An 18193-nucleotide genomic window follows, 5' to 3' on the forward strand; every position below is an offset into this window, starting at 1 on the left:
GATTTAACTCAGTGAAACAGTGGTTGAAACTGACGCACCGGTATCGGTACGCATCCCGGTAATATCGACATACATTTCGCCAGCGTCGCCGGTCTCAAAGCTGATGGCGGTAAGCCTGATGCGCGGTTCCCACTTCTGGATAGCCGAATAGCACGCCACCATAATTTGCAGCCTGAGCGCCGGGTTTTGCGGCATATCAATCAGCGCCGACAGAAGCGAGCCATATTCTCGACGCATTACCCGCGAACCGACCGGCGTCAGCAGAATATCGCGCATGCTCTGGCTGATATGCTCGGTATCGCTGATGCCGAGGCCGGTATTTCGGTTCATACCCTGATAGCGCGCCGTCATAACGGTGTCCCCGTTTGCCCGCCGCTGTCCCCCGGGTGTTTATGGGTGTGGAGTACCTTGCCATTAGACGACAGTGACCCGCCGGTATGTTCGATATTGCCGCTCATCTTGCCGCCTTTTTGTACCTCAAGCGTCGCTGTCGTCAGCTTATTGGTGCAAATCACCTCCGGGGTGTCGAGGGTGATACTGGTCGAGGCTTTCACCAGTACCAGCGGTACGGTTGCAGTGATGGACTCCGATGCCGTCACGTCGGCCGTTTTGATACCGCTGACCGTCAGCGCGCCGGTCTCGGGCTCGTACTCAATGACCGCACCATCAGGGAAAGCCACATGCCACGCATCCGCCGAGGCAGACGGGGCGGGGTTATCGTCGGAGAAAATACCCGGCAGCACGAAAGCGGTATCAAGCTCGCCACCGATTGCCAGCAGCAGAACCTGCTCACCGACCGAGGGAGCCCACCACGTCCGCGAACGACCGGCGCGGGTGGTCAGCCAGTTCAGCCATGTAGTCTGGATCCCGCCGCTTTGTACGCGGCACAGCCCCTGCACGGTATCAACCTCAGTCACCACACCTGAGCGGATGAGGTTGCGAATCGCACGCGCGAGCTCCTGTATCGTGGATAACGTATTCATAGTGCAAGGATGCCTCTGGTCTGGAGTCGCGCCAATTCGCGCGGCTCCGGTGGTGGTTCACACAATATTTATTTGCCGAGATGCCTGATAATGACGTCTTCAATCGTCTGCTCATCGTCGCGGGTGAAACCGAGTAACGGGCGCGCCTCGTACTGCACATCCCGGCTGTTGCGGTTTGGTCTGTCTTTGAGCCCGTACTGATGCACCCGCGCCATGCGCTGCACCTTGCCGGTAAACTCCACCACCGCCGCACTGTCGCTGCCTTTGGCTTTCATAAAGCGACTGGTGCGCAGTTTGGCGAACATTTCACGTTTAATCCGACCTTTCTTGCTCCTCACCGGCTGGCGCTTTCGTGCCGCATACGGGGTGCCGTCTGGTGCCTGCTGGCGCTTGATACGCTGTTGCTGACTGGTACGCAGCTTTTTCGCAATCTCAGCCGCCATTTGCCGACGCGCCGCCGGTGACAGGCTGGCAATCAGACCGGCAAGGCGTTCCTGCAGTGCGGTTAACTCACTCATCCCACTTACTCACCAGTTCGCCGTTAACGTACAGCTCGACCGGGCGCGTCACCGGCTCAGGCAGCGGCGGCTCAGGGGCATAGCTGACATGCAGCGCGCCGTCGACCTCTTTGACGAGCGTGCGCTCGGTGAGCCTCAGGCTGATACTGATATCGAGCGAATCGTCGTTATTGATATCAATAATCCAGGTGAATCCTTTTTCCCGCCCGTCGTCGGTGGTCATAATGTCCGGCTGATGTTCACGCAGCCACGCCTGCACCGGCACGAATATCAAATCAAGGTCACCGGTGAAGTCGGTCACCACCACGTTAAGCACGTACACCTTTTCAAACGACAGCGAGCTCGCCAGTCTGGAATCGGTATGGCCGTTGTCGGCAAAAAGGCGCAGCATATCGGGGTTGTTTCGGAGCTGCGGCACGGCGTTAATCAGCGCTTTGCGCAGGCTTTTGTGCTTCTGCATCGAGTTCATCCTGACAGTGTTTGACGGTTTTGACCTGTAGCGCGCAGGCGATCAGCGCGCCCTCAAGGCGGCGGATATCTGCGCTCAGGTCACCATTGGTTTTCGGGTCACTTCCCGGCATCGGGCAAAGGCTCACTCTCGGGCATCCGTTGACCACAATCACCGGCGCTGGCGCAGGCGGTGCGGATGTGCAACCGACGCACAACATCAGGTAAAGCAGCGTTATACCAGCGGCGAAAGGCTTCATTTTCATTAAGTAACCTCGTTATTGATTGCTCGCGGCGGCTGGCTTCCTCGCTGGCCTTTGCGAGCTGTTCACGCAGTGCCACCTGCGCAGATTCATTACGTCTGGCAAGCTGACCGGCAACACTGAGCTGATTTTTCAGCATGCCAATCGTCGTCTTTTGTTCGCTCGCGACGCGGTTTGCTGTCTCAAAGGAGCGGGATAAATTGCTGTTCTCATGGCGCAACCACAACATCCCGAGCACAGTCAGCACCAGAAGTGTAATCAGGATTTTCATTCCATTACCCCGCCAGCGGTGCGCCATACGGTGACCAGTTTGTCGAGGCTGTGCTCACGTTGGCCGTAACCGGCACCCGGTAACGACGCCCAGATATTGCGGCACCGTGAAATTGCCCGCTCAATACGCCCCGCCTTAATATCCTCAATGGCACCGCGTTCGCGGATTAACTGAATCGCAAGTTTGTCCTGCGACAACGGGCTGAAATCAGGCAATGCGAGTTGTTTCTGATAATGCGGCCAGTAGAGATAAAGCTGCTGGTAACGCCCTGATGCCGTGGATTTTTCGCCGCGTCGATTAAACACTTTCGCTGGTCTGCCATGTGCGAAAGGGTGGTCGGTGTAGTCGGTGAAAATTTCCGGCTTGCCATCAAGGCCAGTGACAATGACGTCGTAACCACGATTTTTCGTCAGCGGATGCGTCGCCGTCCCTTCGGAATAGGCCAGCATGTCCAGAAATGCGGCGATATTCTGGTGAGTATTAATGATCGGCATCGCTATCCCCCTGTTGTGACTTAAAGCGGCGCTGAATGGCGATTTCCACCACCTGATAACCTGCAATGCCGAGCATGGATCCAATCCCACAAACGGCAGGCAGTGACATATCTGGAAACTGCACCAGAACAACACCGGCGACCATTGAAACAAAACCGCCGAGCAGCATGCGGCCGATAAACAGGCGCGGGGTAATGGGCTCACCACCCGCCAGCACTTTTCCGACAACAATCATCACGCCAATCACAAACAGTGACAGGACGCCTTTTTCCCCTTCTGTCATGGTTTACTCCCAAAGGTTGATAGTTTCTGTTACGGGTGACGATGCCACGTCGGGCAGGTCAATCGCCGTGCCATGCGGCAGAATGACGCCCAGCTCAGACAGACCGGGATTAGCCTGCAGCACCGTCTCGACCACGCCCTCAGTGCGCCCGTAATACCGGGCGCAAAGCGCGTCGAGGGTGTCACCCTGCATCGCGTAGACTTTCATCAGAGCTGACCCACGATGCAGCGCGGCTTGTCCTGCAGACGCGAGACCGACCAGCGCATATCCCGCCACAGGTCATCAATGGTGGTTTCGACGCTGTCGGCTTTTTTGTCACCCTTACCCGTGGCCTCAACCCCGCGATAACGCTCATACAGGGTGGCGGTCGCCATCGCCGTCACGGCGCTGAGGTAGTGGAAAACGCGCACATTCTCGCCGTCGATTTCCTCGGCGTCAGGCACGTCGGCCAGTGTCTTAAACCCTGCGGCAATCTGGCGCAGCCGGTAGTCGTAAAGCTCCGCATTGGTTTCCGCCATGCCGGTCTTGATGGCGTTGCGCAGGCGCGCATCGGAAACCGTCTGCTCAAGGCGCATCAGTTCGCGCACCCGCTTCGGATCCACATCAGGGAAAAAGAACGTGTTTTTAATCACTGCGTCGCCCGTCTCCGGTGCGGGAATCACCACGCCCGGTACGTCCTGCGGTTCGTCGGGCTGATTCAGTATTACTGTCGTCATGACAACCTCATTAGGTTGGGCGGTGGACGCCGGTCGCCGTCAGGGTCAAAACCTGCTTTGACCGGCGTGCCGCCCGGCTCGGGGAGCGTTCAGTTAACCGGCGGTTTTTACCGCCTTTGGTGGACGCCCGCGCTTTGCCGCCGGTTTGTTGGCAGGTTTGCGCGTGCGCGGTTTAGTCGTTTTACGGGGCGCGGCCTCTGGCTTTGGCTTCAATGCCCGTTCCAGTCGCTCAATCTCCTTGCGCACACCGGCATTGCGGTCGAGCTGCATCGCGCGCTGAAACTGCGCCAGCGCCTCTGCATTCATACCGGCATCACGCAGGGTCAGGCCTGTCACCTTATGCAGACGGGCGCGCACCATATCGGGAACGTCAGCGCCGTCGGTCAGGTCGATAGTGGTCTGCAGCCAGGAAAGGTCGACAGACTCACCGGCATCGCGCAGGCGCTGTGCAGCAAGCGCCACTTCCTCAACCAGCATGTAAGGTGTTGTGCGGTGGTGGTCAGAGGTGAGGCCGTATTTCAGCGCGTACGGGGCAATTTCCAGCGCGCCAGCGATATCACCGGCATCGAGACGCCACAGCATGACGGTCATGACAATGTCATCCTGCGCACCACGGCCATCAGCCAGCACACCGGCGACCCACGGCGCATAGAACGGCAGCAGCTCGCGCTTTTTCTCGGCTTTACGTTCGTTTGAACGGATGTTTTTTAACGTGCGGCGGTCATCGGCCAGCTTAACCAGCATCTGCTCATAGGCGGTTGCATGGCGCAGCGGGGCTTGCTCCCGCTGCGCGGCTTGAGAGGCCGAGACCCGCATCATGTGACGCTGTGCGGGGCTCGTCATGGTTTAGGCTCCGCTTTCCGGTGCTGCAGGTGCGGTGAAATCGCCCAGGGTGATGTTTTCCAGCAGGCACCCGGCGGCATACGCCTCGACCACATAGTCGATATTCATCGACTCGTAGTTTTCAACGCGGTCTTTTTTCGGGTTTTCATCAATGCTGCGGCGGTGGCTCTCATCCATGAAATAGATAGAGAGGTTTTCCAGCGTGGTCACTAACACGGCATTCGCCGGGAAGTACGGCACACGCACAGCAGGCAGGTTGCCGATTCGCTTCTGGCTGATGATGATATCTGCCGCAAGCGCCTCGCTGTTTTCCTGCGGCTTGTTCACCAGCGGGAAATATTTGTCGGCTAGCAGCTTACGGCCAACGATGGCAACGAGTTTCGGGTCATCCTGATAAACCTCGTCAATCAGGTTGTTGGTGGCGTCCATCACCAGCGCGTCGAGGTTCTCATAGTCGCCGTTTCGACCTACACGAATCACTGCTGAAACGACCTTACCGTCAGCGTCGGTGATGTTGCTCATCACGCGCGTCGGGGCTTCATTGCGGTATTTCTGCAGCCAGCCGACGGCCACATCCTGCAGCATCGGATTTTTGGTGCGGTCAGAGGTGGCGGCGCGGGTGGTACCGTTAAAACCGGCCATGATGAAATCCAGTGCCTGACGTTTGACAATGGCGTCGCGGATGCGGCGCTGGAAGTCCTGAAAACGCGCCCACAGGTCGAGGGTTTTATATTTCAGATGGAAGTCAAAATTAATTTGGTCGCACTCGTACTTGTTGGACTCAAGCGCGGTGAAGTCGGCGGTCTTACGCTCATCATCGCCCGAGGTGTCGGTCGTGCTGGCGATAGTACCGGTCACACCGACGCCGATTTTCTCACCCTTCATTTCTGCGACCGGCAGAATATTAATCGTCTGCAGAAACGCGGATGACTCCTGCACTTTGTTCATCAGTGTTTGCGTGACGGACGGCTCGACGGTGAATTTTTTACTGACGTCATCAGTGCTGATGCCGTTCAGCTCAGCGACGCGGGTCAGATAGGCATTGAACTTAAAACGGGTATCCGGGCGCATAGTATTTCCTGTTTGAATTTATCGGTTAGTCACTGCATCGGGCGGGGATGCCGCCCGGTTTCTGGTCTGCGGTTTATCAGCAGTCGGTCAGCAGCTCATCGCCACCACCGCCGCTGGCTTTCGTGCGTCGCGGCTGGCTGAAACTTTCGGTTTTATCGAGGGTGGTTTTCAGGTCGGAAAATGCCTGGCTGGTTTCTTCAACCTTGCCGGTCAGTTCCTGTTTGAAAGTGGCAAACGCGGTTTCCATAGCGGAAAGGCGCTCGTCCTGTTTTGTCAGGTTGGTTTGCACATGTTCGCTGACGGTGGTCACCGCTTCATGCACATCATTCAGGCGCGCATCGTCGCTGACCTGCTTACGGCTGAAAATGGCTTTCACCTTATCGGCCAGGCTGTTGAGCACCGTGTCGGGAACGTCTTCAAACTCCAGCTCGGCCAGAGTGGCAGCGGAAAAGACGTTTTCAGGGTTGGCCTTAAAGCGCTGCAGCGGGTTGTGCTTCGCGTTGCGGCAGAATTCGAGGTATTCAGTGCCGAGGCTCGCCGGGTCATCGGTGACAGCAAGGCCGACGAGGTAGCATTTGCCGGTATTGGCAAAATTCGGCTGAATTTCCATTGAGGTGTAGACCTTCTGCAATTTTTTATTCATCGCAATCAGGTCGTCGGTTGGGGTGATTCTGGCGAACAGCGCCCATTTGCCGTTAAGCGCAGAATCGTCGTCAATTATTTCAGCTTTCAGTTCAACCACATCGCCTAAGCGTTTGAAGTCGCCATCAGGAAAGAGACCGCGAATATGCTCAAGGTTAATGCGGCAACCGTAGACGCGAGGGTCAAACGATTCGGCCATTTCCTGAATATCGTTGCCGCTGATAATGCGGCCGTCGCAGGTGTCACCCTCGACGCCGATGCGAAAGAATTTTGAGACTTTTGTTGCCATTGTCAGGAGTCCTGAGGTTAAGGTTACTGGTCACCGCCAGTTTCCAGACTCAGGACACGCCAGACCACCAATGACGACTGGACAACCGCCCACACAACAGCACCTTAGCGAATCACTGACGGCCATTAAGTAGCCTTGCCCTGAATCCACTACGGCGAGGCATCAATGACCATTTCCACAGATACAACCTTGTTGCATGACCCGCGACGGCAGGCATCGCTGCTTTACTGGCAGGGTTTTTCCGTGCCACAGATTGCCGAAATGCTGCAGGTCAAGCGCCCGACCGTGCAGAGCTGGAAGCAGCGCGACGGCTGGGACGGCATCGCGCCGATTTCCCGCGTTGAAAGCAGCCTTGAGGCTAGGCTGATTCAGCTCATCGCCAAGCCGCAAAAGACAGGGGGTGATTTCAAAGAGATTGACCTGCTCGGACGGCAGATTGAACGGTTGGCGCGAGTCAACCGCTACAGCCAGACCGGCAACGAAGCCGACCTTAACCCCAACGTCGCCAACCGCAACAAAGGGGAGCGCAAAAAGCCGAAAAAGAATTTTTTCAGCGACGAGTCTATCGATAAACTAGAGGAATTATTTTTCGACCAGTCTTTCGAGTACCAGTTGCAGTGGTACCGCGCAGGACTGGAGCACCGTATTCGTGACATTCTCAAATCCCGCCAGATTGGCGCGACATTCTATTTCTCCCGCGAGGCACTGCTGCGCGCACTCAAAACCGGCCATAACCAGATATTTTTATCAGCCAGTAAAACGCAGGCTTACGTGTTCCGCGAATACATCATCCAGTTTGCGCGACTGGTCGACGTTGACCTGACTGGCGACCCGATTGTCATCGGTAACAACGGCGCAAAACTGATTTTTCTCGGTACCAATTCCAACACCGCGCAGAGCCATAACGGCGATCTGTATGTCGATGAAATATTCTGGATCCCGAATTTTCAGAAACTGCGCAAAGTCGCCTCGGGCATGGCCTCGCAAAAGCACCTGCGCTCGACCTATTTTTCGACACCTTCCACGCTGGCGCACGGCGCTTACCCCTTCTGGTCTGGCGAGCTGTTCAACAAGGGGCGCAGCCGGATTGCCGACCGCATCGAAATCGACATCAGTCACAGCGCGCTCGCCGGTGGCCAGCTCTGCGACGATGGCCAGTGGCGGCAGATTGTCACCATTGAGGACGCCCTTGCGGGTGGCTGCACCCTGTTCGACCTCGACCAGCTCAAACGCGAAAACAGTGATGAGGACTTTAAGAACCTGTTTATGTGCGAGTTTGTCGACGATAAAGCGTCGGTATTCCCGTTCGAGGAGCTGCAGCGCTGCATGGTCGATGTGATGGAGGAATGGGAGGACTTTGCCCCGTTCGCCGACCATCCGTTCGGCTCTCGTCCTGTCTGGATTGGCTACGACCCGTCACACACCGGCGACAGTGCCGGGTGCGTCGTGCTCGCGCCGCCGGTGGTCTCTGGTGGCAAGTTCCGCATGCTGGAGCGCCACCAGTGGAAGGGCATGGATTTTGCAGCACAGGCAGAGGGCATCCGCAAGCTGACCGAGAAATACAACGTTGAATACATCGGCATTGACGCAACCGGCCTCGGTCTCGGCGTGTTCCAGCTGGTGCGCTCATTTTACCCGGCGGCACGCGGCATCCGTTACACACCTGAAATGAAAACCGCAATGGTACTCAAGGCGAAAGACACCATTCGCCGTGGCTGTCTGGAGTACGACGCCGGAGCAACCGACGTCACGCAGTCGTTTATGTCCATCCGCAAAACCATGACTAGCAGCGGGCGCAGCGCCACCTATGAGGCCAGCCGCACCGAGGAAGCCAGCCACGCCGATATCGCATGGGCGACCATGCACGCCCTGTTAAACGAACCGCTTTCTGCCGGTAGCGGCATGCAGCCTAAATCTATTCTGGAGTTCAACTAAAATGGGTAAACAAAAATCCCGTAAAGCCAACGCACAAAAGGCCAGCAAACCACAACAACTGACCGCCAGCGCACCGCCAAAAACGACAGCGTTCACCTTCGGCGAGCCGGTGCCGGTACTCGATAAGCGCGACATTCTGGATTACGTCGAATGCATCAGTAACGGCAAATGGTACGAGCCGCCGGTCAGCTTCTCAGGGCTGGCAAAGAGCCTGCGCTCTGCCGTGCATCACAGCTCGCCAATTTATGTTAAGCGTAACGTGCTCGCGAGCACCTACATTCCGCACCCGTTGTTATCCCGTCAGGATTTCAGCCGCTTTGCGCTCGATTATCTGGTGTTCGGTAACGCCTTTCTTGAGCAGCGCCACAGCGTCACCGGCCAGTTAATCAAACTGCTGGCCTCGCCAGCCAAATACACCCGACGCGGAGTCGACGATTCGATTTTCTGGTTTGTGGAAAACTTCACCCAGCCGCACGAGTTCGCGCCTGATACCGTGTTTCACCTGCTGGAGCCCGACATTAATCAGGAGATTTACGGTCTGCCGGAATATCTCAGCGCGCTTAATTCCGCTTGGCTGAATGAATCCGCGACGCTGTTCCGCCGCAAGTATTATCAGAACGGCGCGCACGCAGGCTACATCATGTATGTGACTGACCCGGCGCAAAGTGCGACCGACGTCGAATCGCTGCGCGAGGCGATGCGTAACTCGAAGGGACTCGGCAACTTTAAGAACCTGTTTTTCTACGCCCCCGGCGGAAAACCGGACGGCATCAAAATCGTGCCACTGAGCGAGGTCGCCACAAAGGATGACTTTTTCAACATTAAGAAAGCCAGCGCCGCCGACCTGATGGACGCGCACCGCGTACCGTTCCAGCTCATGGGCGGCAAGCCCGAGAATATCGGTTCACTCGGTGACGTTGAGAAGGTGGCAAAGGTATTTGTGCGCAATGAGCTGTCGCCGCTACAGGACAGGTTCAGGGAGGTAAACGACTGGCTCGGCATGGAGGTCATCAGGTTCAAAGAGTACACCCTCGATAATCCGGAATAATCACCACTCTAGCCGCCAGCATGGCGGCTCTCAATCGTGAGTGGATATTTGCGAAACAAACTCTTTAACTCCATCTCGTTCAAGTATTTTACTGTCATGGATATACTTTACGATATCCCACTCGTAGTATGTACAAGCCATTGCAACTAAAGATATTATTTTTATGTCAGTTAAGTTAACTAATGTTTCATAATAATCTTCCCGTTCAACCCCGCAATTATCTATCAACTTCACAATCAAATAAAAGCGACGCACCACTGAAAAAATGCAATCATTAGCATCCACTTCACTTAACCACTTTGTTATTACCTCTTTTTTTACCTTGGCTTTAACTAAAATTACAATATTATCTTCAAGATAAGTTACGGCTGCACCACTTGTAAATTCTTCGACCACCCCGTCAGTTTGTCCATCAATATCACCAACTTGAACACAAAACCTTTCAAAGTTAGAATCCTGACATTCAACCAAATGGAAAAATCTCACTTCAAATTTTTTATACTCTTCTAAAGATTCTTGCCTTTTTACTTCATCGATCAGGCTGGAATTAGCCTCCCTTTGAAGTTTTATTGAATTTATAAGGAGGTAAATTGTAATAAATGAAAGTATAGGGTTGACGACACCACCCAAATAATCACCAAACTGCGCCCAAACATCAGTCTTGCTGGATAAATGTCCGTTTACTCCGAAGTTGAAGTAATACAAGGCGCACACAGCTACAATCACGCCAGCCGAAGACAGCAACACCTTTCTCATACAGTTTCAACCATACGGATTAGATATTTCACCACATCACCACTTTTTACTACAACTTTGCTAACAGTAAGTTTTAGATATGTGTAGTTATCTTGCCTGCCATTATTATTGTGTAAATTTAATGAGACCAATCTTTTTTGAGCGGCGGGTATAGCCTTTAAAGGCATGTAAAAACCAAAGGCTACTGTATCATCTTCACCTTCGATAACTAACCTACCATTTCCAGTTCTCGCATTAAATCGAGTAATAACTGCGTTAATATTAACTTGACCGGGCTTTATTTTTGATTGTGTCAAGTTTGTAGCAGTCATTGTGTCTAACTTTGCTATTCTTTGTTTTCCAGCAGGTTTTTTATAGTTAAGTTCAACATCAAAGTTTTTTTGAAGATTTATCCTATGCATCCTTACCAAAGGTTGTCTGATACGATCAATAAGTTCATCTTCAATTTCCTCAAGCTCCTCAATAATTCCTGCAGCTTTTGGAGATAGCTCCTTAGTTTCCAGATATAGAGATTCAGAAATAAAATACCCCATGACTTCCGAGAACACAGAACGGGTCATTTTTTTTAATTCGGCAGCTAATTCCGGCTCATTAACAATCAAGTCGAAGTTTTGACCATAAGAACTTTTAAAGCTTTGTTTGAGAACCGCTCGCGCAGGGTTAACATGAGTGCGGCGCTTAATAATTTTTTTTCTGAGTATTGCCTCTGCTAGTATGCATGTCACCTCAGCCGTTCCAGAGAGGGTATCAAGGCCATACTCCATATCAACTTCTTGATCACCACTTTTGATGACAACGTCATAGCTAACTTTCATCGGCACATCCTTGATTTAGTAACCTTTGGTTATTATTTTTCATCTTCTACTCATTGACACCGATTTTTTACACCAAAAATATCAAATTGCAAGTGTGTGCTGCGCGCAATGCTTTCCCCGCCACGCCTGCCCGCTTTACGGGGCGGTTTTAATGCAGTTGCATGAACACTCGGGATCCGCGCCAGCTCTGGCGGCGCACGGTCAGAACGGGCAACCCCTGCGAATGCAAAAGCATGCACCTGTTGCATGCACGGCTAAAAACGGGGAAATCGCGGAAAAATGGCATAAAAAACCGGCATTCACGGTGCCGGTTTGGGGCTGGTTTTGTCGCGATTACTGGGCGTGTAATGCGCCAATAACACTATTGAGGCACATGCTGGCAAAAATCAGCAGAAAAATCGTCGTCCACCGATTTTCATAAACGAGAGATAACATATTGATATAGATCCTTTTATTTGTGCATTCTAATGTGGTTTAACAGGTGTTTGATAACGACCGTAAGCTCATCTTTACTGGCTTGCTCGACCATTTTTTCGGTGTAGCTTTCCACCTCACGAGAACTCAGGTCGTTATTTGAAGCCATTACGGTCAGCTTTTTTGCCCAATCGGCAAACGGGTCTATCGATGAAAGGGAATTATGCATGTCCAAAAACCTCGAATTATTTAACCAGCAGACGGCGGAAATTTTTGCGGTGTTATGGGATAACTTCCCGGTGCCGCAGGTCATCACCTACGAAAAATTTAACGCCGTGCTACCTGATGACTACTTTGACCAACTTAACTCACCGGAAATGAAAGCACTGAATCAGTTGCGTAGTGTGGTTGAGGGTACATTCACTTTTCTCAGTGAAAACGGCTACATCCAATATGAAACAGACCATCAGACTTATTTTCGGGATGTGCGCCTGACCGAGAAAGCACTCGCCGTGCTCAACAAAAAGCCCGAGGCACTCGGCGGTAGTGAAACGATGGGCGATAAGATTATCAGTGCGGTGAAAGACGGGACACCCGGAGTTATTGCAGGTGCGGTGACAAACCTGCTTTCACTCGGTGTCAATCTGGTAACCAACTAACGCCTCGCGTGGCTCGTTGTTCAACCCGTCAGCACTGAAAGCAAGTTTCAGCACCGGCGGCGTTTGTTAATGCAGCCAGCTATCGTCCTCCCATACCTGCTGCATGATTTCCATTACTCGTTTTTTATCTTCGTCCAGTTTCAAACCGCTTAGTTCAACGCCATTAGCGGAGCCCTTGCGAATTCGGATAGCAGTCTTTGGGTAAATAGGTTGAAGATTGCGGTACAGTTCAGCCTCAAGTGCATCCAATGTTGCCTGACTAATTTTTTGCTCTTTATCCAACGTGATATTGATTCTCATAATCTAATCAGCCTTATAAAAATTATCATCTTCGGTTTCGTTATTTTCGCTGTTTGCTAGGTCTGCAATGAGAGTGAGCGCGAGCTTTAAGTCTGATGGCTTGCAGTTTGCAATCAGAGATACCTCGGCAATAAATTGCACACAAGCCCACTTTTGCTGCGTTCGGCTGAAATGTTCGCCAACCATGAAATCCCTCCCATAGGGTTACTGTATGTTTATACAGTAGCACGTATTGGCAAAAGATGGGAAGAAAAAAAACGAATAGAGCGATTGCTGTATGTGCATGATATGGATATGAATTACTCATGTATTGGTTTTGATTCTTCAGCCATCGCCGCAACACGATTAAGGATTTTCCGAGCTTTAGCCTCATGCGATGGTGCTGCGGAAAATATTTCTCCTTTGGCCGTTCCGCGTAGCCATTTACCATCAAAACAACTTTTACCACCGGCCATCAGGTGCAGGGCTTCGCCCCGGCTGATATTAATGCCGGTTGTCAGATGTATCTCATCGATAGTTTTAGCTATAGCTGCGTTTTGCTCATCCGTTCCGTGGATGAATTTTCGCCGTGCTGCTGGCTTTTGCTTCCTGAGTCGGTTGGTCAATTCTCGTCTTTCACGCCGACTCAGTGGTTTTGTTAAATCCAGTATCGGTGGATCGCTTTCGCTTCCCGTACAGTTATTGACAGAACTCCGAGGGACGGCTTTGCCGTCCTGAAGGTCAACGGCCAAATCAACAGCACGCTTCGGAACAATCTTCCACTGAGTGAGCCGGGTTAAAATCGGGCTTCCTGCACCTATGGAGGAATCGTAGACCCCCTTAATACATACCGTTTCCTCACCGTACTGATTAAGCTCGGTACGCGGTTCATACAGTGTGCGCACCTGTAAATCATCGCGACGGACAAACGGCCCACCCTGAGCATTAACATAACCAGCCCAGTCACCAGCGTCGGCGGCATCATGGACGGCGGCAAACTCAACGCTCAGACCGTGCGCGGTTTCGGTATCAGCGAGGCGACGCAACTCACGGTAAACCGTCACCGGCGCACCACCAATAAACTGAAACTGACGGATGTGCCAGCGCGCAGCCCATGCTGAAACGGCGGGGGCTGTCTCTTTCAGCAGCTCACCGCTTTCATCATCGGTTTCACCATCGAGAGCATAACCGTCGATATTTTTTGAAATGTATTTAGCAACATAGCCGGTTGCGCTGCCTTTCTCCGGGTCAATGGACTCCGCGTGGAAACGTGCTTTTTGGGATTTATCGCTTTTCAGTTCGTGGCGGTCTTCTTTCCATGCGTATTTACGGACGATGGAGCGAACATATTCAACATCTTCCGGCAGCATGAACATCAGCATGTGCCAGTGTGGAGTGCCGTCGTGATGGGGCTCGGCGACACGAATACCGAAAATACGGACATCTTCCCGATGTAGTTTGGCACGGATACGCGCCCAGATACCGGTTAGATAGTTTTGCGTGTCAGCCGGGCTGGCACCGCTCCATTTGCTGTTACGGTAACCGGCTTTAGTCGTGGCGTGATATTTTGACGGCGCGGTTAGAGTGTAAAACTCACCGACATAACCGAGCTCATTACAGATGTTTTCAAACCCACGAATGCGGGTCATGAGCTCACAGCGGCGAATCGCAGGGTTAGCAACTGAGCCATCATATTTTTCAATTAGGCTGATACGGTTGCCGTCTTCGTCTTCGAGATCCAGACCTTTGAGAAATTCACGAGTGCGGCGCTTTTGTTCACGCCAGTCAGTCACGCAGTTTTTACTCGCGTAAGTGTTTTTTTTCTTACTGACGTTGCCGACTGCAATTTGCAGGTGTTCGCGCCACGTAGCTGCTACACGGCGCAAACGACCGCGCCACCACCCATCGTTAAACATTTTGGCGATAGCCGGTGCGATTTCATCCGCACCGACATATTTTTTTTCAACCCGCTCCCAATGTGGTGGGATAACGTTGAATTGGAGGGAAATAAAGCCAGCACGAATATACCAGGTGTACAGCGTTTTAAGCTCGCCGAATCCGTGGTCATTAATGTTGGCAAGTTCACCACGAATGAAATTAGCAATATCAGCGGCCAACAGGTCAACATCAGCGCGCGACATGTCCGGGAGACGGTTATATCGGGCGACCATATTAACCATGCGTGACGACAGATATTGCATTTGCTGAGTATCAAAATGACTTCCAAAAACAGCGGTTGATACCTTGCTGTTGATACCAGCGCATTCGTATTTTTTTGCGACCAGTTCAAGACGCGGCAATGCCTTTTTGCAGAAGCTGATTAAAAATGCATTGGCTCGTTGACTACCCTGATTTTGTTCCAGCACCGCAGCAGTGCGATAAACATCTAACCGCACGCAGTCGGGCTGGAGAGAAAGCACCTTTTTTGCATGCAGCAAAGCCGCGAACATACGGTCGCGGCGATGCTGTTGCTCATAAGTAAGGTATGGGCTGGAGATTGCCGACCGTGGGACGTTCCACGGATAAGCGAATTGAACAGCCAATTTATACCCCCCGATAGTGTTTGTTTTTTAGCTCTGCGATTTGCTGGCAGGTTACGCAAAAAGCCACGCCCGGAATCGCAATGCGGCGAGCTTCCGGGATTGGTGCGTCACATTCCTCGCAAAGAAAACGGGAAGGTGCAGCGATACGGGTGCGTGCGTTGCTGATGTGGCGTTCGCGGTCTTCCTGCTCGCGCAGTTGTGCTAAATCCATTGCGTCGGCCATTAGTGCAGCTCCTGTGATTCATTCTCAAAGCGGGTTGCTTCACGGCGCAGCAGTTCGGCAGCTTCGGTGCCGCTCATTCCCTCTCTGGTAATATGGATAGCCAGCGCCTCAAGGCGGATGGAAACAGCGAGCGCGCGGTCTTTACGCTCTTCTTTTTTTGCATCGGTCAGCAATACGGCCAGCGCATCGCTATCAGTGTTAAAACTACGGATTTCGGTATTACGCATAATTAACTCTCCTGATTTCGGGCAATAAGATGCCCGGCGGGTTTACGCCATTAAATTTCTGTTTGGATTAATTCGGCATGGTTAGCCGTTTGGGAAATAAGCTCACTACTGCACGAAAATGATTCATCGCTGTAATAAGCGCCTTTTTCTCGTCAGTAGTCAGCTCACTTAATTCGAGTTCATGACGAGCCGCCGGTATTTTTGCCAGAAAGAAAATAGCGGCCAGCGCCCGATTATTTTCTTCAAATTGTGGGGCACGTTTATCGCGCATATCATCGACAAAACGTTCAACCTCTTTCCAGCTATCGCCCCAATATCTCGCGCGCAATTCGGCAACATGATTGAGACCGGCCAGACGTTCACCCGCTTTTAGCGGAACAGTCGCGGAAACAGCTTCGATAGCCATGATCCCCCCCGCTTTTGAGTAGAGAGGCCAGCCAGTAAATCAGCCTGCGAGTGGCTCGGGTGCCAGCGCTTGCCGTCCTTACCTGCGATCCAGCCGTGGCCGTAGTGCATGCCGGGGCTTTGCTTAACGAGCAGAGATGCGAATGACGGTTCACTTTTCAGCATACGCACCTCAAATCAGACCAAACGATGCGCCAATACCGCTCATGGTATCGACCACGCTCGACATAGCTGGATTAGTCTGCAGACGTGCATGCAGAGCCAGAGCCGACAATGACAACATGCGAATGCCGGAGTTAACGCTTTCAATCATGTTGTGCTTACGGGCAATGGTCAGACGTTCATCAGATACCGCGCCGCTCGCCAGTTCGCCGAGTTCACGCATTGCGCGCATGACATAAGACTGCAATTTGTCTTTAGCCAACTCATTAACCGGCACGCATGGTAGGCAGTGAATCTGCGCTAAAAAACCATCAATGAGGGTTGAGTCTTCGGTCAGGTCAGTCAGCAGCCACAATTCAGACGGCGTGAACTGGTGAGGCTGTTCCGGGTTGAGCTTGTTACGTAACGTTTGAACGTTCATACCTGCACGCTTGGCCAGCTTCGCCATATTGTGACGCTGTGCGAAAATGCGGCATGCTTCGTCATAGTGGGGATGTTTGGAAACCTGAAAATCAAACATGGTTAAATTCCCTCTAACTTGCATAATCAAATTCAGTTAAGAGCGGTGCGCTGGTCGATGTAGCGACAATCAATCGCTTGTTGAGTCAGCTTATCGCGCCATGCTTTTACGTTTACGAGGGTTCGGCTTCGTTTAGCAGCTTCCTCTTTGTTGGAAAAGTCTTTGGTCGGAGCTTTGAGAAGGACTCCCTCATCGAGCCATTGCCAGACCAGACGCTCGCTAACACCGCGAGTAGCGGCGAAGTCTTTCACAGTCATCGTGTCTGACATAGCGGAGCGAATCATTGTCTGTAGAGCTGGCAGCATGGCGGTAACGATGGCATCAAACTGTGTTGGATCTAGCAGCACAGTTTGATTTTGTGAGTTTTGCGAGTCGTGCGTCGAGATTGATTTTGCATCTGACATATCGCATTATCTCCTGTTGTTTGAAATGTAGTGCAGTGGTGTGCATCTTGGTCGATGAATGCCACTATAGATCGTAAAAAGTTTTCTGTAAACACCCATAAAATTATCTGTAGGGGTTTTTATGAGTTCTGAGCTTGATGTTCAGTGGCGTGTTAGTGCAACGAACGGCGTATTGGAACGCTTAATGTCAGCCTATGGGGTCAAGATGCAAAAGGATTTGGCTGACCTGCTAGGTATCGCTAAACACAGCGTTAGCGGCTGGGTTCAGCGTGATGCAATACCTGGCAATGTCATAGTTAGGTGTTGTCTTGACACGGGAGCTGATATCAATTGGCTTGTAAATGGAGAACTTGCAAATGCAAATCACGAGCGAGCCAGTTGCAAGTTAAAAGGCAAAGAGCTTTATGACGAGATTATGACGAATGGTGGTAAAACCGTTTTGCGTAGGATTCTTGATGCGTATGGCTTTACCATGCAAAAGGAGCTCGGTGATTTGCTCGGCATTTCCTCTGGCACAATTAGCACATGGGTAAGGCGAGATTTTTTCCCTGGTGATGTTGTTGTTACATGCGCTCTTGATACCGATACGTCACTGGAATGGTTAGCAACAGGCAAGGGGCAAATGCGAGCTAACAGGGAAGATGTCACATCTGGTTTTTCTATTAAAAAATCTCGTCTTGAATCTGGTGAGCTTAAGGATGCAGGAACGTGGCATCCTGACCCCTCAATGATTCCTTCTAACTCAGGGGAATTGATTTTTGTTGACGGTGTAGCTGCCTCTTGGCTTGTCGACTGTTCTGCTTCGAATATAAGTAATGGTCGCTGGTTAATTGATATCGACGGCGCTCTTGATGTTTTTGATGTAATTCGCTTGCCCGGTGGAAAAGTCAGGTTGTCAAATAAGTCTGCTGAGTTTGAATGCAACATTACAGACATTACTCCTGCCGGGGCTGTAGTTTTCACATTGGAAAAACACGTGTAAG

Annotated in this window: 30 protein-coding genes; 5 read left to right on the forward strand and 25 right to left on the reverse strand. The window is 52.1% G+C overall.

Features of this window, described 5'->3' with window-relative positions; genetic code table 11:
* Positions 1–3: 3 nt before the first annotated feature.
* The 13 genes from HGD79_RS21650 to HGD79_RS21710 all read right to left on the reverse strand — a co-directional run bounded on the left by HGD79_RS21650 (position 4) and on the right by HGD79_RS21710 (position 6820).
* Positions 4–351 carry a GPW/gp25 family protein gene (locus tag HGD79_RS21650; RefSeq protein WP_000127178.1) on the reverse strand — a complete coding sequence of 116 codons (348 nt, stop codon included), beginning with the start codon at positions 349–351 and terminating at the stop codon, positions 4–6.
* On the reverse strand, positions 348–983 hold the full coding sequence (locus HGD79_RS21655; RefSeq protein WP_023278483.1) for a phage baseplate assembly protein V: 636 nt from the start codon (positions 981–983) through the stop codon (positions 348–350). The genes HGD79_RS21650 and HGD79_RS21655 overlap by 4 nt, the downstream gene beginning before the upstream one ends.
* Before the next feature lie 68 nt (positions 984–1051).
* A complete protein-coding gene (locus HGD79_RS21660) occupies positions 1052–1501 on the reverse strand; it encodes a phage virion morphogenesis protein (RefSeq protein WP_087603766.1) in 450 nt (149 codons plus the stop codon).
* Positions 1494–1961, reverse strand: a complete 468-nt coding sequence (locus tag HGD79_RS21665) for a phage tail protein (RefSeq protein ID WP_001437785.1) — start codon at positions 1959–1961, stop codon at positions 1494–1496. Before HGD79_RS21665 ends, HGD79_RS21660 begins: the two co-directional genes overlap by 8 nt.
* The gene (gene lysC / locus HGD79_RS21670) at positions 1924–2169 is read right to left on the reverse strand and encodes an Rz1-like lysis system protein LysC (protein WP_237750386.1); all 246 of its coding nucleotides are present in this window, start codon (positions 2167–2169) and stop codon (positions 1924–1926) included. The genes HGD79_RS21665 and lysC overlap by 38 nt, the downstream gene beginning before the upstream one ends.
* Positions 2069–2482, reverse strand: coding sequence for an Rz-like lysis system protein LysB (gene lysB / locus HGD79_RS21675; protein WP_087603765.1), 414 nt, complete (start codon positions 2480–2482; stop codon positions 2069–2071). The genes lysC and lysB overlap by 101 nt, the downstream gene beginning before the upstream one ends.
* Complete coding sequence (locus tag HGD79_RS21680) at positions 2479–2976, reverse strand: glycoside hydrolase family 104 protein (protein WP_001394643.1); 498 nt, start codon at positions 2974–2976, stop codon at positions 2479–2481. Before HGD79_RS21680 ends, lysB begins: the two co-directional genes overlap by 4 nt.
* Entirely contained in the window at positions 2963–3259 is a 297-nt protein-coding gene (locus tag HGD79_RS21685; RefSeq protein WP_001394642.1) for a phage holin family protein, read from the reverse strand. The genes HGD79_RS21680 and HGD79_RS21685 overlap by 14 nt, the downstream gene beginning before the upstream one ends.
* A gap of 3 nt (positions 3260–3262) precedes the next feature.
* Positions 3263–3466, reverse strand: a complete 204-nt coding sequence (locus HGD79_RS21690; protein ID WP_001407031.1) for a tail protein X — start codon at positions 3464–3466, stop codon at positions 3263–3265.
* Positions 3466–3975: a head completion/stabilization protein gene (locus tag HGD79_RS21695; RefSeq protein ID WP_000214252.1), complete on the reverse strand. Its 510-nt coding sequence runs from the start codon at positions 3973–3975 to the stop codon at positions 3466–3468. Before HGD79_RS21695 ends, HGD79_RS21690 begins: the two co-directional genes overlap by 1 nt.
* A gap of 93 nt (positions 3976–4068) precedes the next feature.
* Entirely contained in the window at positions 4069–4818 is a 750-nt protein-coding gene (locus HGD79_RS21700; RefSeq protein ID WP_073507266.1) for a terminase endonuclease subunit, read from the reverse strand.
* A 3-nt stretch (positions 4819–4821) separates the two neighbouring features.
* Positions 4822–5889 carry a phage major capsid protein, P2 family gene (locus tag HGD79_RS21705; RefSeq protein ID WP_001394639.1) on the reverse strand — a complete coding sequence of 356 codons (1068 nt, stop codon included), beginning with the start codon at positions 5887–5889 and terminating at the stop codon, positions 4822–4824.
* A 76-nt stretch (positions 5890–5965) separates the two neighbouring features.
* A complete protein-coding gene (locus HGD79_RS21710) occupies positions 5966–6820 on the reverse strand; it encodes a GPO family capsid scaffolding protein (protein ID WP_168848501.1) in 855 nt (284 codons plus the stop codon).
* A gap of 165 nt (positions 6821–6985) precedes the next feature.
* On the opposite strand from HGD79_RS21710, the gene HGD79_RS21715 reads away from it, so the two are divergent.
* The gene (locus HGD79_RS21715; protein ID WP_073507267.1) at positions 6986–8755 is read left to right on the forward strand and encodes a terminase ATPase subunit family protein; all 1770 of its coding nucleotides are present in this window, start codon (positions 6986–6988) and stop codon (positions 8753–8755) included.
* Position 8756: 1 nt separating this feature from the next.
* Entirely contained in the window at positions 8757–9803 is a 1047-nt protein-coding gene (locus tag HGD79_RS21720) for a phage portal protein (RefSeq protein ID WP_000517961.1), read from the forward strand.
* Between the two features lie 30 nt (positions 9804–9833).
* Here HGD79_RS21720 and HGD79_RS21725 read toward each other — a convergent pair whose 3' ends face one another.
* Entirely contained in the window at positions 9834–10559 is a 726-nt protein-coding gene (locus HGD79_RS21725; RefSeq protein ID WP_073507268.1) for a hypothetical protein, read from the reverse strand.
* Positions 10556–11374 (reverse strand): hypothetical protein, encoded by an 819-nt coding sequence (locus HGD79_RS21730; RefSeq protein ID WP_073507269.1) that lies wholly within the window; start codon positions 11372–11374, stop codon positions 10556–10558. The genes HGD79_RS21725 and HGD79_RS21730 overlap by 4 nt, the downstream gene beginning before the upstream one ends.
* Before the next feature lie 151 nt (positions 11375–11525).
* On the opposite strand from HGD79_RS21730, the gene HGD79_RS21735 reads away from it, so the two are divergent.
* A complete protein-coding gene (locus HGD79_RS21735) occupies positions 11526–11795 on the forward strand; it encodes a hypothetical protein (protein WP_073507529.1) in 270 nt (89 codons plus the stop codon).
* Positions 11796–11825: 30 nt separating this feature from the next.
* Here HGD79_RS21735 and HGD79_RS21740 read toward each other — a convergent pair whose 3' ends face one another.
* Positions 11826–12017 (reverse strand): hypothetical protein, encoded by a 192-nt coding sequence (locus HGD79_RS21740; protein WP_001407038.1) that lies wholly within the window; start codon positions 12015–12017, stop codon positions 11826–11828.
* Between HGD79_RS21740 and HGD79_RS21745 the strand changes: the two genes are divergently transcribed.
* The gene (locus HGD79_RS21745) at positions 12016–12447 is read left to right on the forward strand and encodes a hypothetical protein (RefSeq protein ID WP_073507271.1); all 432 of its coding nucleotides are present in this window, start codon (positions 12016–12018) and stop codon (positions 12445–12447) included. The genes HGD79_RS21740 and HGD79_RS21745 overlap by 2 nt on opposite strands.
* A gap of 66 nt (positions 12448–12513) precedes the next feature.
* On the opposite strand, the gene HGD79_RS21750 is transcribed toward HGD79_RS21745, so the two are convergent.
* The 9 genes from HGD79_RS21750 to HGD79_RS21790 form a co-directional block, all read right to left on the reverse strand.
* Positions 12514–12747, reverse strand: coding sequence for a DinI family protein (locus tag HGD79_RS21750; protein ID WP_001222154.1), 234 nt, complete (start codon positions 12745–12747; stop codon positions 12514–12516).
* A gap of 3 nt (positions 12748–12750) precedes the next feature.
* Positions 12751–12933 (reverse strand): hypothetical protein, encoded by a 183-nt coding sequence (locus HGD79_RS21755; protein ID WP_000232651.1) that lies wholly within the window; start codon positions 12931–12933, stop codon positions 12751–12753.
* Between the two features lie 113 nt (positions 12934–13046).
* The gene (locus HGD79_RS21760; protein WP_073507272.1) at positions 13047–15176 is read right to left on the reverse strand and encodes a replication endonuclease; all 2130 of its coding nucleotides are present in this window, start codon (positions 15174–15176) and stop codon (positions 13047–13049) included.
* Between the two features lie 94 nt (positions 15177–15270).
* A complete protein-coding gene (locus HGD79_RS21765) occupies positions 15271–15492 on the reverse strand; it encodes a TraR/DksA family transcriptional regulator (protein WP_000752601.1) in 222 nt (73 codons plus the stop codon).
* On the reverse strand, positions 15492–15719 hold the full coding sequence (locus HGD79_RS21770; protein WP_001246238.1) for a DUF2732 domain-containing protein: 228 nt from the start codon (positions 15717–15719) through the stop codon (positions 15492–15494). The genes HGD79_RS21765 and HGD79_RS21770 overlap by 1 nt, the downstream gene beginning before the upstream one ends.
* A gap of 67 nt (positions 15720–15786) precedes the next feature.
* On the reverse strand, positions 15787–16125 hold the full coding sequence (locus tag HGD79_RS21775; RefSeq protein ID WP_073507273.1) for a DUF5347 domain-containing protein: 339 nt from the start codon (positions 16123–16125) through the stop codon (positions 15787–15789).
* Complete coding sequence (locus tag HGD79_RS21780; RefSeq protein WP_000920167.1) at positions 16089–16289, reverse strand: phage filamentation protein Fil family protein; 201 nt, start codon at positions 16287–16289, stop codon at positions 16089–16091. Before HGD79_RS21780 ends, HGD79_RS21775 begins: the two co-directional genes overlap by 37 nt.
* Positions 16290–16296: 7 nt before the next feature.
* Positions 16297–16806 (reverse strand): phage regulatory CII family protein, encoded by a 510-nt coding sequence (locus HGD79_RS21785; protein ID WP_073507274.1) that lies wholly within the window; start codon positions 16804–16806, stop codon positions 16297–16299.
* A 32-nt stretch (positions 16807–16838) separates the two neighbouring features.
* Positions 16839–17210: a hypothetical protein gene (locus HGD79_RS21790; RefSeq protein ID WP_001278195.1), complete on the reverse strand. Its 372-nt coding sequence runs from the start codon at positions 17208–17210 to the stop codon at positions 16839–16841.
* Positions 17211–17331: 121 nt separating this feature from the next.
* Here HGD79_RS21790 and HGD79_RS21795 point away from each other — a divergent pair, with 121 nt between their 5' ends.
* Complete coding sequence (locus tag HGD79_RS21795; protein WP_001394632.1) at positions 17332–18192, forward strand: phage repressor protein CI; 861 nt, start codon at positions 17332–17334, stop codon at positions 18190–18192.
* Position 18193 lies beyond the last annotated feature (1 nt).

It is taken from the genome of Escherichia sp. SCLE84 (genome assembly GCF_012584495.1).
GTDB lineage: Bacteria > Pseudomonadota > Gammaproteobacteria > Enterobacterales > Enterobacteriaceae > ECMA0423.

What these genes read in the sequence shown, in the direction of transcription:
- HGD79_RS21775 (WP_073507273.1), bottom strand. Translation starts at nt 16,125, where the DNA reads ATGGCTATCGAAGCTGTTTCCGCGACTGTTCCGCTAAAAGCGGGTGAA.
- HGD79_RS21785 (WP_073507274.1), bottom strand. Translation starts at nt 16,806, where the DNA reads ATGTTTGATTTTCAGGTTTCCAAACATCCCCACTATGACGAAGCATGC.
- HGD79_RS21695 (WP_000214252.1), bottom strand. Translation starts at nt 3,975, where the DNA reads ATGACGACAGTAATACTGAATCAGCCCGACGAACCGCAGGACGTACCG.
- HGD79_RS21705 (WP_001394639.1), bottom strand. Translation starts at nt 5,889, where the DNA reads ATGCGCCCGGATACCCGTTTTAAGTTCAATGCCTATCTGACCCGCGTC.
- HGD79_RS21655 (WP_023278483.1), bottom strand. Translation starts at nt 983, where the DNA reads ATGAATACGTTATCCACGATACAGGAGCTCGCGCGTGCGATTCGCAAC.
- HGD79_RS21790 (WP_001278195.1), bottom strand. Translation starts at nt 17,210, where the DNA reads ATGTCAGATGCAAAATCAATCTCGACGCACGACTCGCAAAACTCACAA.
- HGD79_RS21795 (WP_001394632.1), top strand. Translation starts at nt 17,332, where the DNA reads ATGAGTTCTGAGCTTGATGTTCAGTGGCGTGTTAGTGCAACGAACGGC.
- HGD79_RS21760 (WP_073507272.1), bottom strand. Translation starts at nt 15,176, where the DNA reads ATGTTCGCGGCTTTGCTGCATGCAAAAAAGGTGCTTTCTCTCCAGCCC.
- HGD79_RS21680 (WP_001394643.1), bottom strand. Translation starts at nt 2,976, where the DNA reads ATGCCGATCATTAATACTCACCAGAATATCGCCGCATTTCTGGACATG.
- HGD79_RS21660 (WP_087603766.1), bottom strand. Translation starts at nt 1,501, where the DNA reads ATGAGTGAGTTAACCGCACTGCAGGAACGCCTTGCCGGTCTGATTGCC.
- HGD79_RS21765 (WP_000752601.1), bottom strand. Translation starts at nt 15,492, where the DNA reads ATGGCCGACGCAATGGATTTAGCACAACTGCGCGAGCAGGAAGACCGC.
- HGD79_RS21745 (WP_073507271.1), top strand. Translation starts at nt 12,016, where the DNA reads ATGTCCAAAAACCTCGAATTATTTAACCAGCAGACGGCGGAAATTTTT.
- HGD79_RS21725 (WP_073507268.1), bottom strand. Translation starts at nt 10,559, where the DNA reads ATGAGAAAGGTGTTGCTGTCTTCGGCTGGCGTGATTGTAGCTGTGTGC.
- lysB (WP_087603765.1), bottom strand. Translation starts at nt 2,482, where the DNA reads ATGAAAATCCTGATTACACTTCTGGTGCTGACTGTGCTCGGGATGTTG.
- HGD79_RS21690 (WP_001407031.1), bottom strand. Translation starts at nt 3,466, where the DNA reads ATGAAAGTCTACGCGATGCAGGGTGACACCCTCGACGCGCTTTGCGCC.
- HGD79_RS21770 (WP_001246238.1), bottom strand. Translation starts at nt 15,719, where the DNA reads ATGCGTAATACCGAAATCCGTAGTTTTAACACTGATAGCGATGCGCTG.
- HGD79_RS21665 (WP_001437785.1), bottom strand. Translation starts at nt 1,961, where the DNA reads ATGCAGAAGCACAAAAGCCTGCGCAAAGCGCTGATTAACGCCGTGCCG.
- lysC (WP_237750386.1), bottom strand. Translation starts at nt 2,169, where the DNA reads ATGTTGTGCGTCGGTTGCACATCCGCACCGCCTGCGCCAGCGCCGGTG.
- HGD79_RS21735 (WP_073507529.1), top strand. Translation starts at nt 11,526, where the DNA reads ATGCAGTTGCATGAACACTCGGGATCCGCGCCAGCTCTGGCGGCGCAC.
- HGD79_RS21750 (WP_001222154.1), bottom strand. Translation starts at nt 12,747, where the DNA reads ATGAGAATCAATATCACGTTGGATAAAGAGCAAAAAATTAGTCAGGCA.
- HGD79_RS21685 (WP_001394642.1), bottom strand. Translation starts at nt 3,259, where the DNA reads ATGACAGAAGGGGAAAAAGGCGTCCTGTCACTGTTTGTGATTGGCGTG.
- HGD79_RS21720 (WP_000517961.1), top strand. Translation starts at nt 8,757, where the DNA reads ATGGGTAAACAAAAATCCCGTAAAGCCAACGCACAAAAGGCCAGCAAA.
- HGD79_RS21710 (WP_168848501.1), bottom strand. Translation starts at nt 6,820, where the DNA reads ATGGCAACAAAAGTCTCAAAATTCTTTCGCATCGGCGTCGAGGGTGAC.
- HGD79_RS21730 (WP_073507269.1), bottom strand. Translation starts at nt 11,374, where the DNA reads ATGAAAGTTAGCTATGACGTTGTCATCAAAAGTGGTGATCAAGAAGTT.
- HGD79_RS21715 (WP_073507267.1), top strand. Translation starts at nt 6,986, where the DNA reads ATGACCATTTCCACAGATACAACCTTGTTGCATGACCCGCGACGGCAG.
- HGD79_RS21780 (WP_000920167.1), bottom strand. Translation starts at nt 16,289, where the DNA reads ATGCTGAAAAGTGAACCGTCATTCGCATCTCTGCTCGTTAAGCAAAGC.
- HGD79_RS21755 (WP_000232651.1), bottom strand. Translation starts at nt 12,933, where the DNA reads ATGGTTGGCGAACATTTCAGCCGAACGCAGCAAAAGTGGGCTTGTGTG.
- HGD79_RS21650 (WP_000127178.1), bottom strand. Translation starts at nt 351, where the DNA reads ATGACGGCGCGCTATCAGGGTATGAACCGAAATACCGGCCTCGGCATC.
- HGD79_RS21700 (WP_073507266.1), bottom strand. Translation starts at nt 4,818, where the DNA reads ATGACGAGCCCCGCACAGCGTCACATGATGCGGGTCTCGGCCTCTCAA.
- HGD79_RS21740 (WP_001407038.1), bottom strand. Translation starts at nt 12,017, where the DNA reads ATGCATAATTCCCTTTCATCGATAGACCCGTTTGCCGATTGGGCAAAA.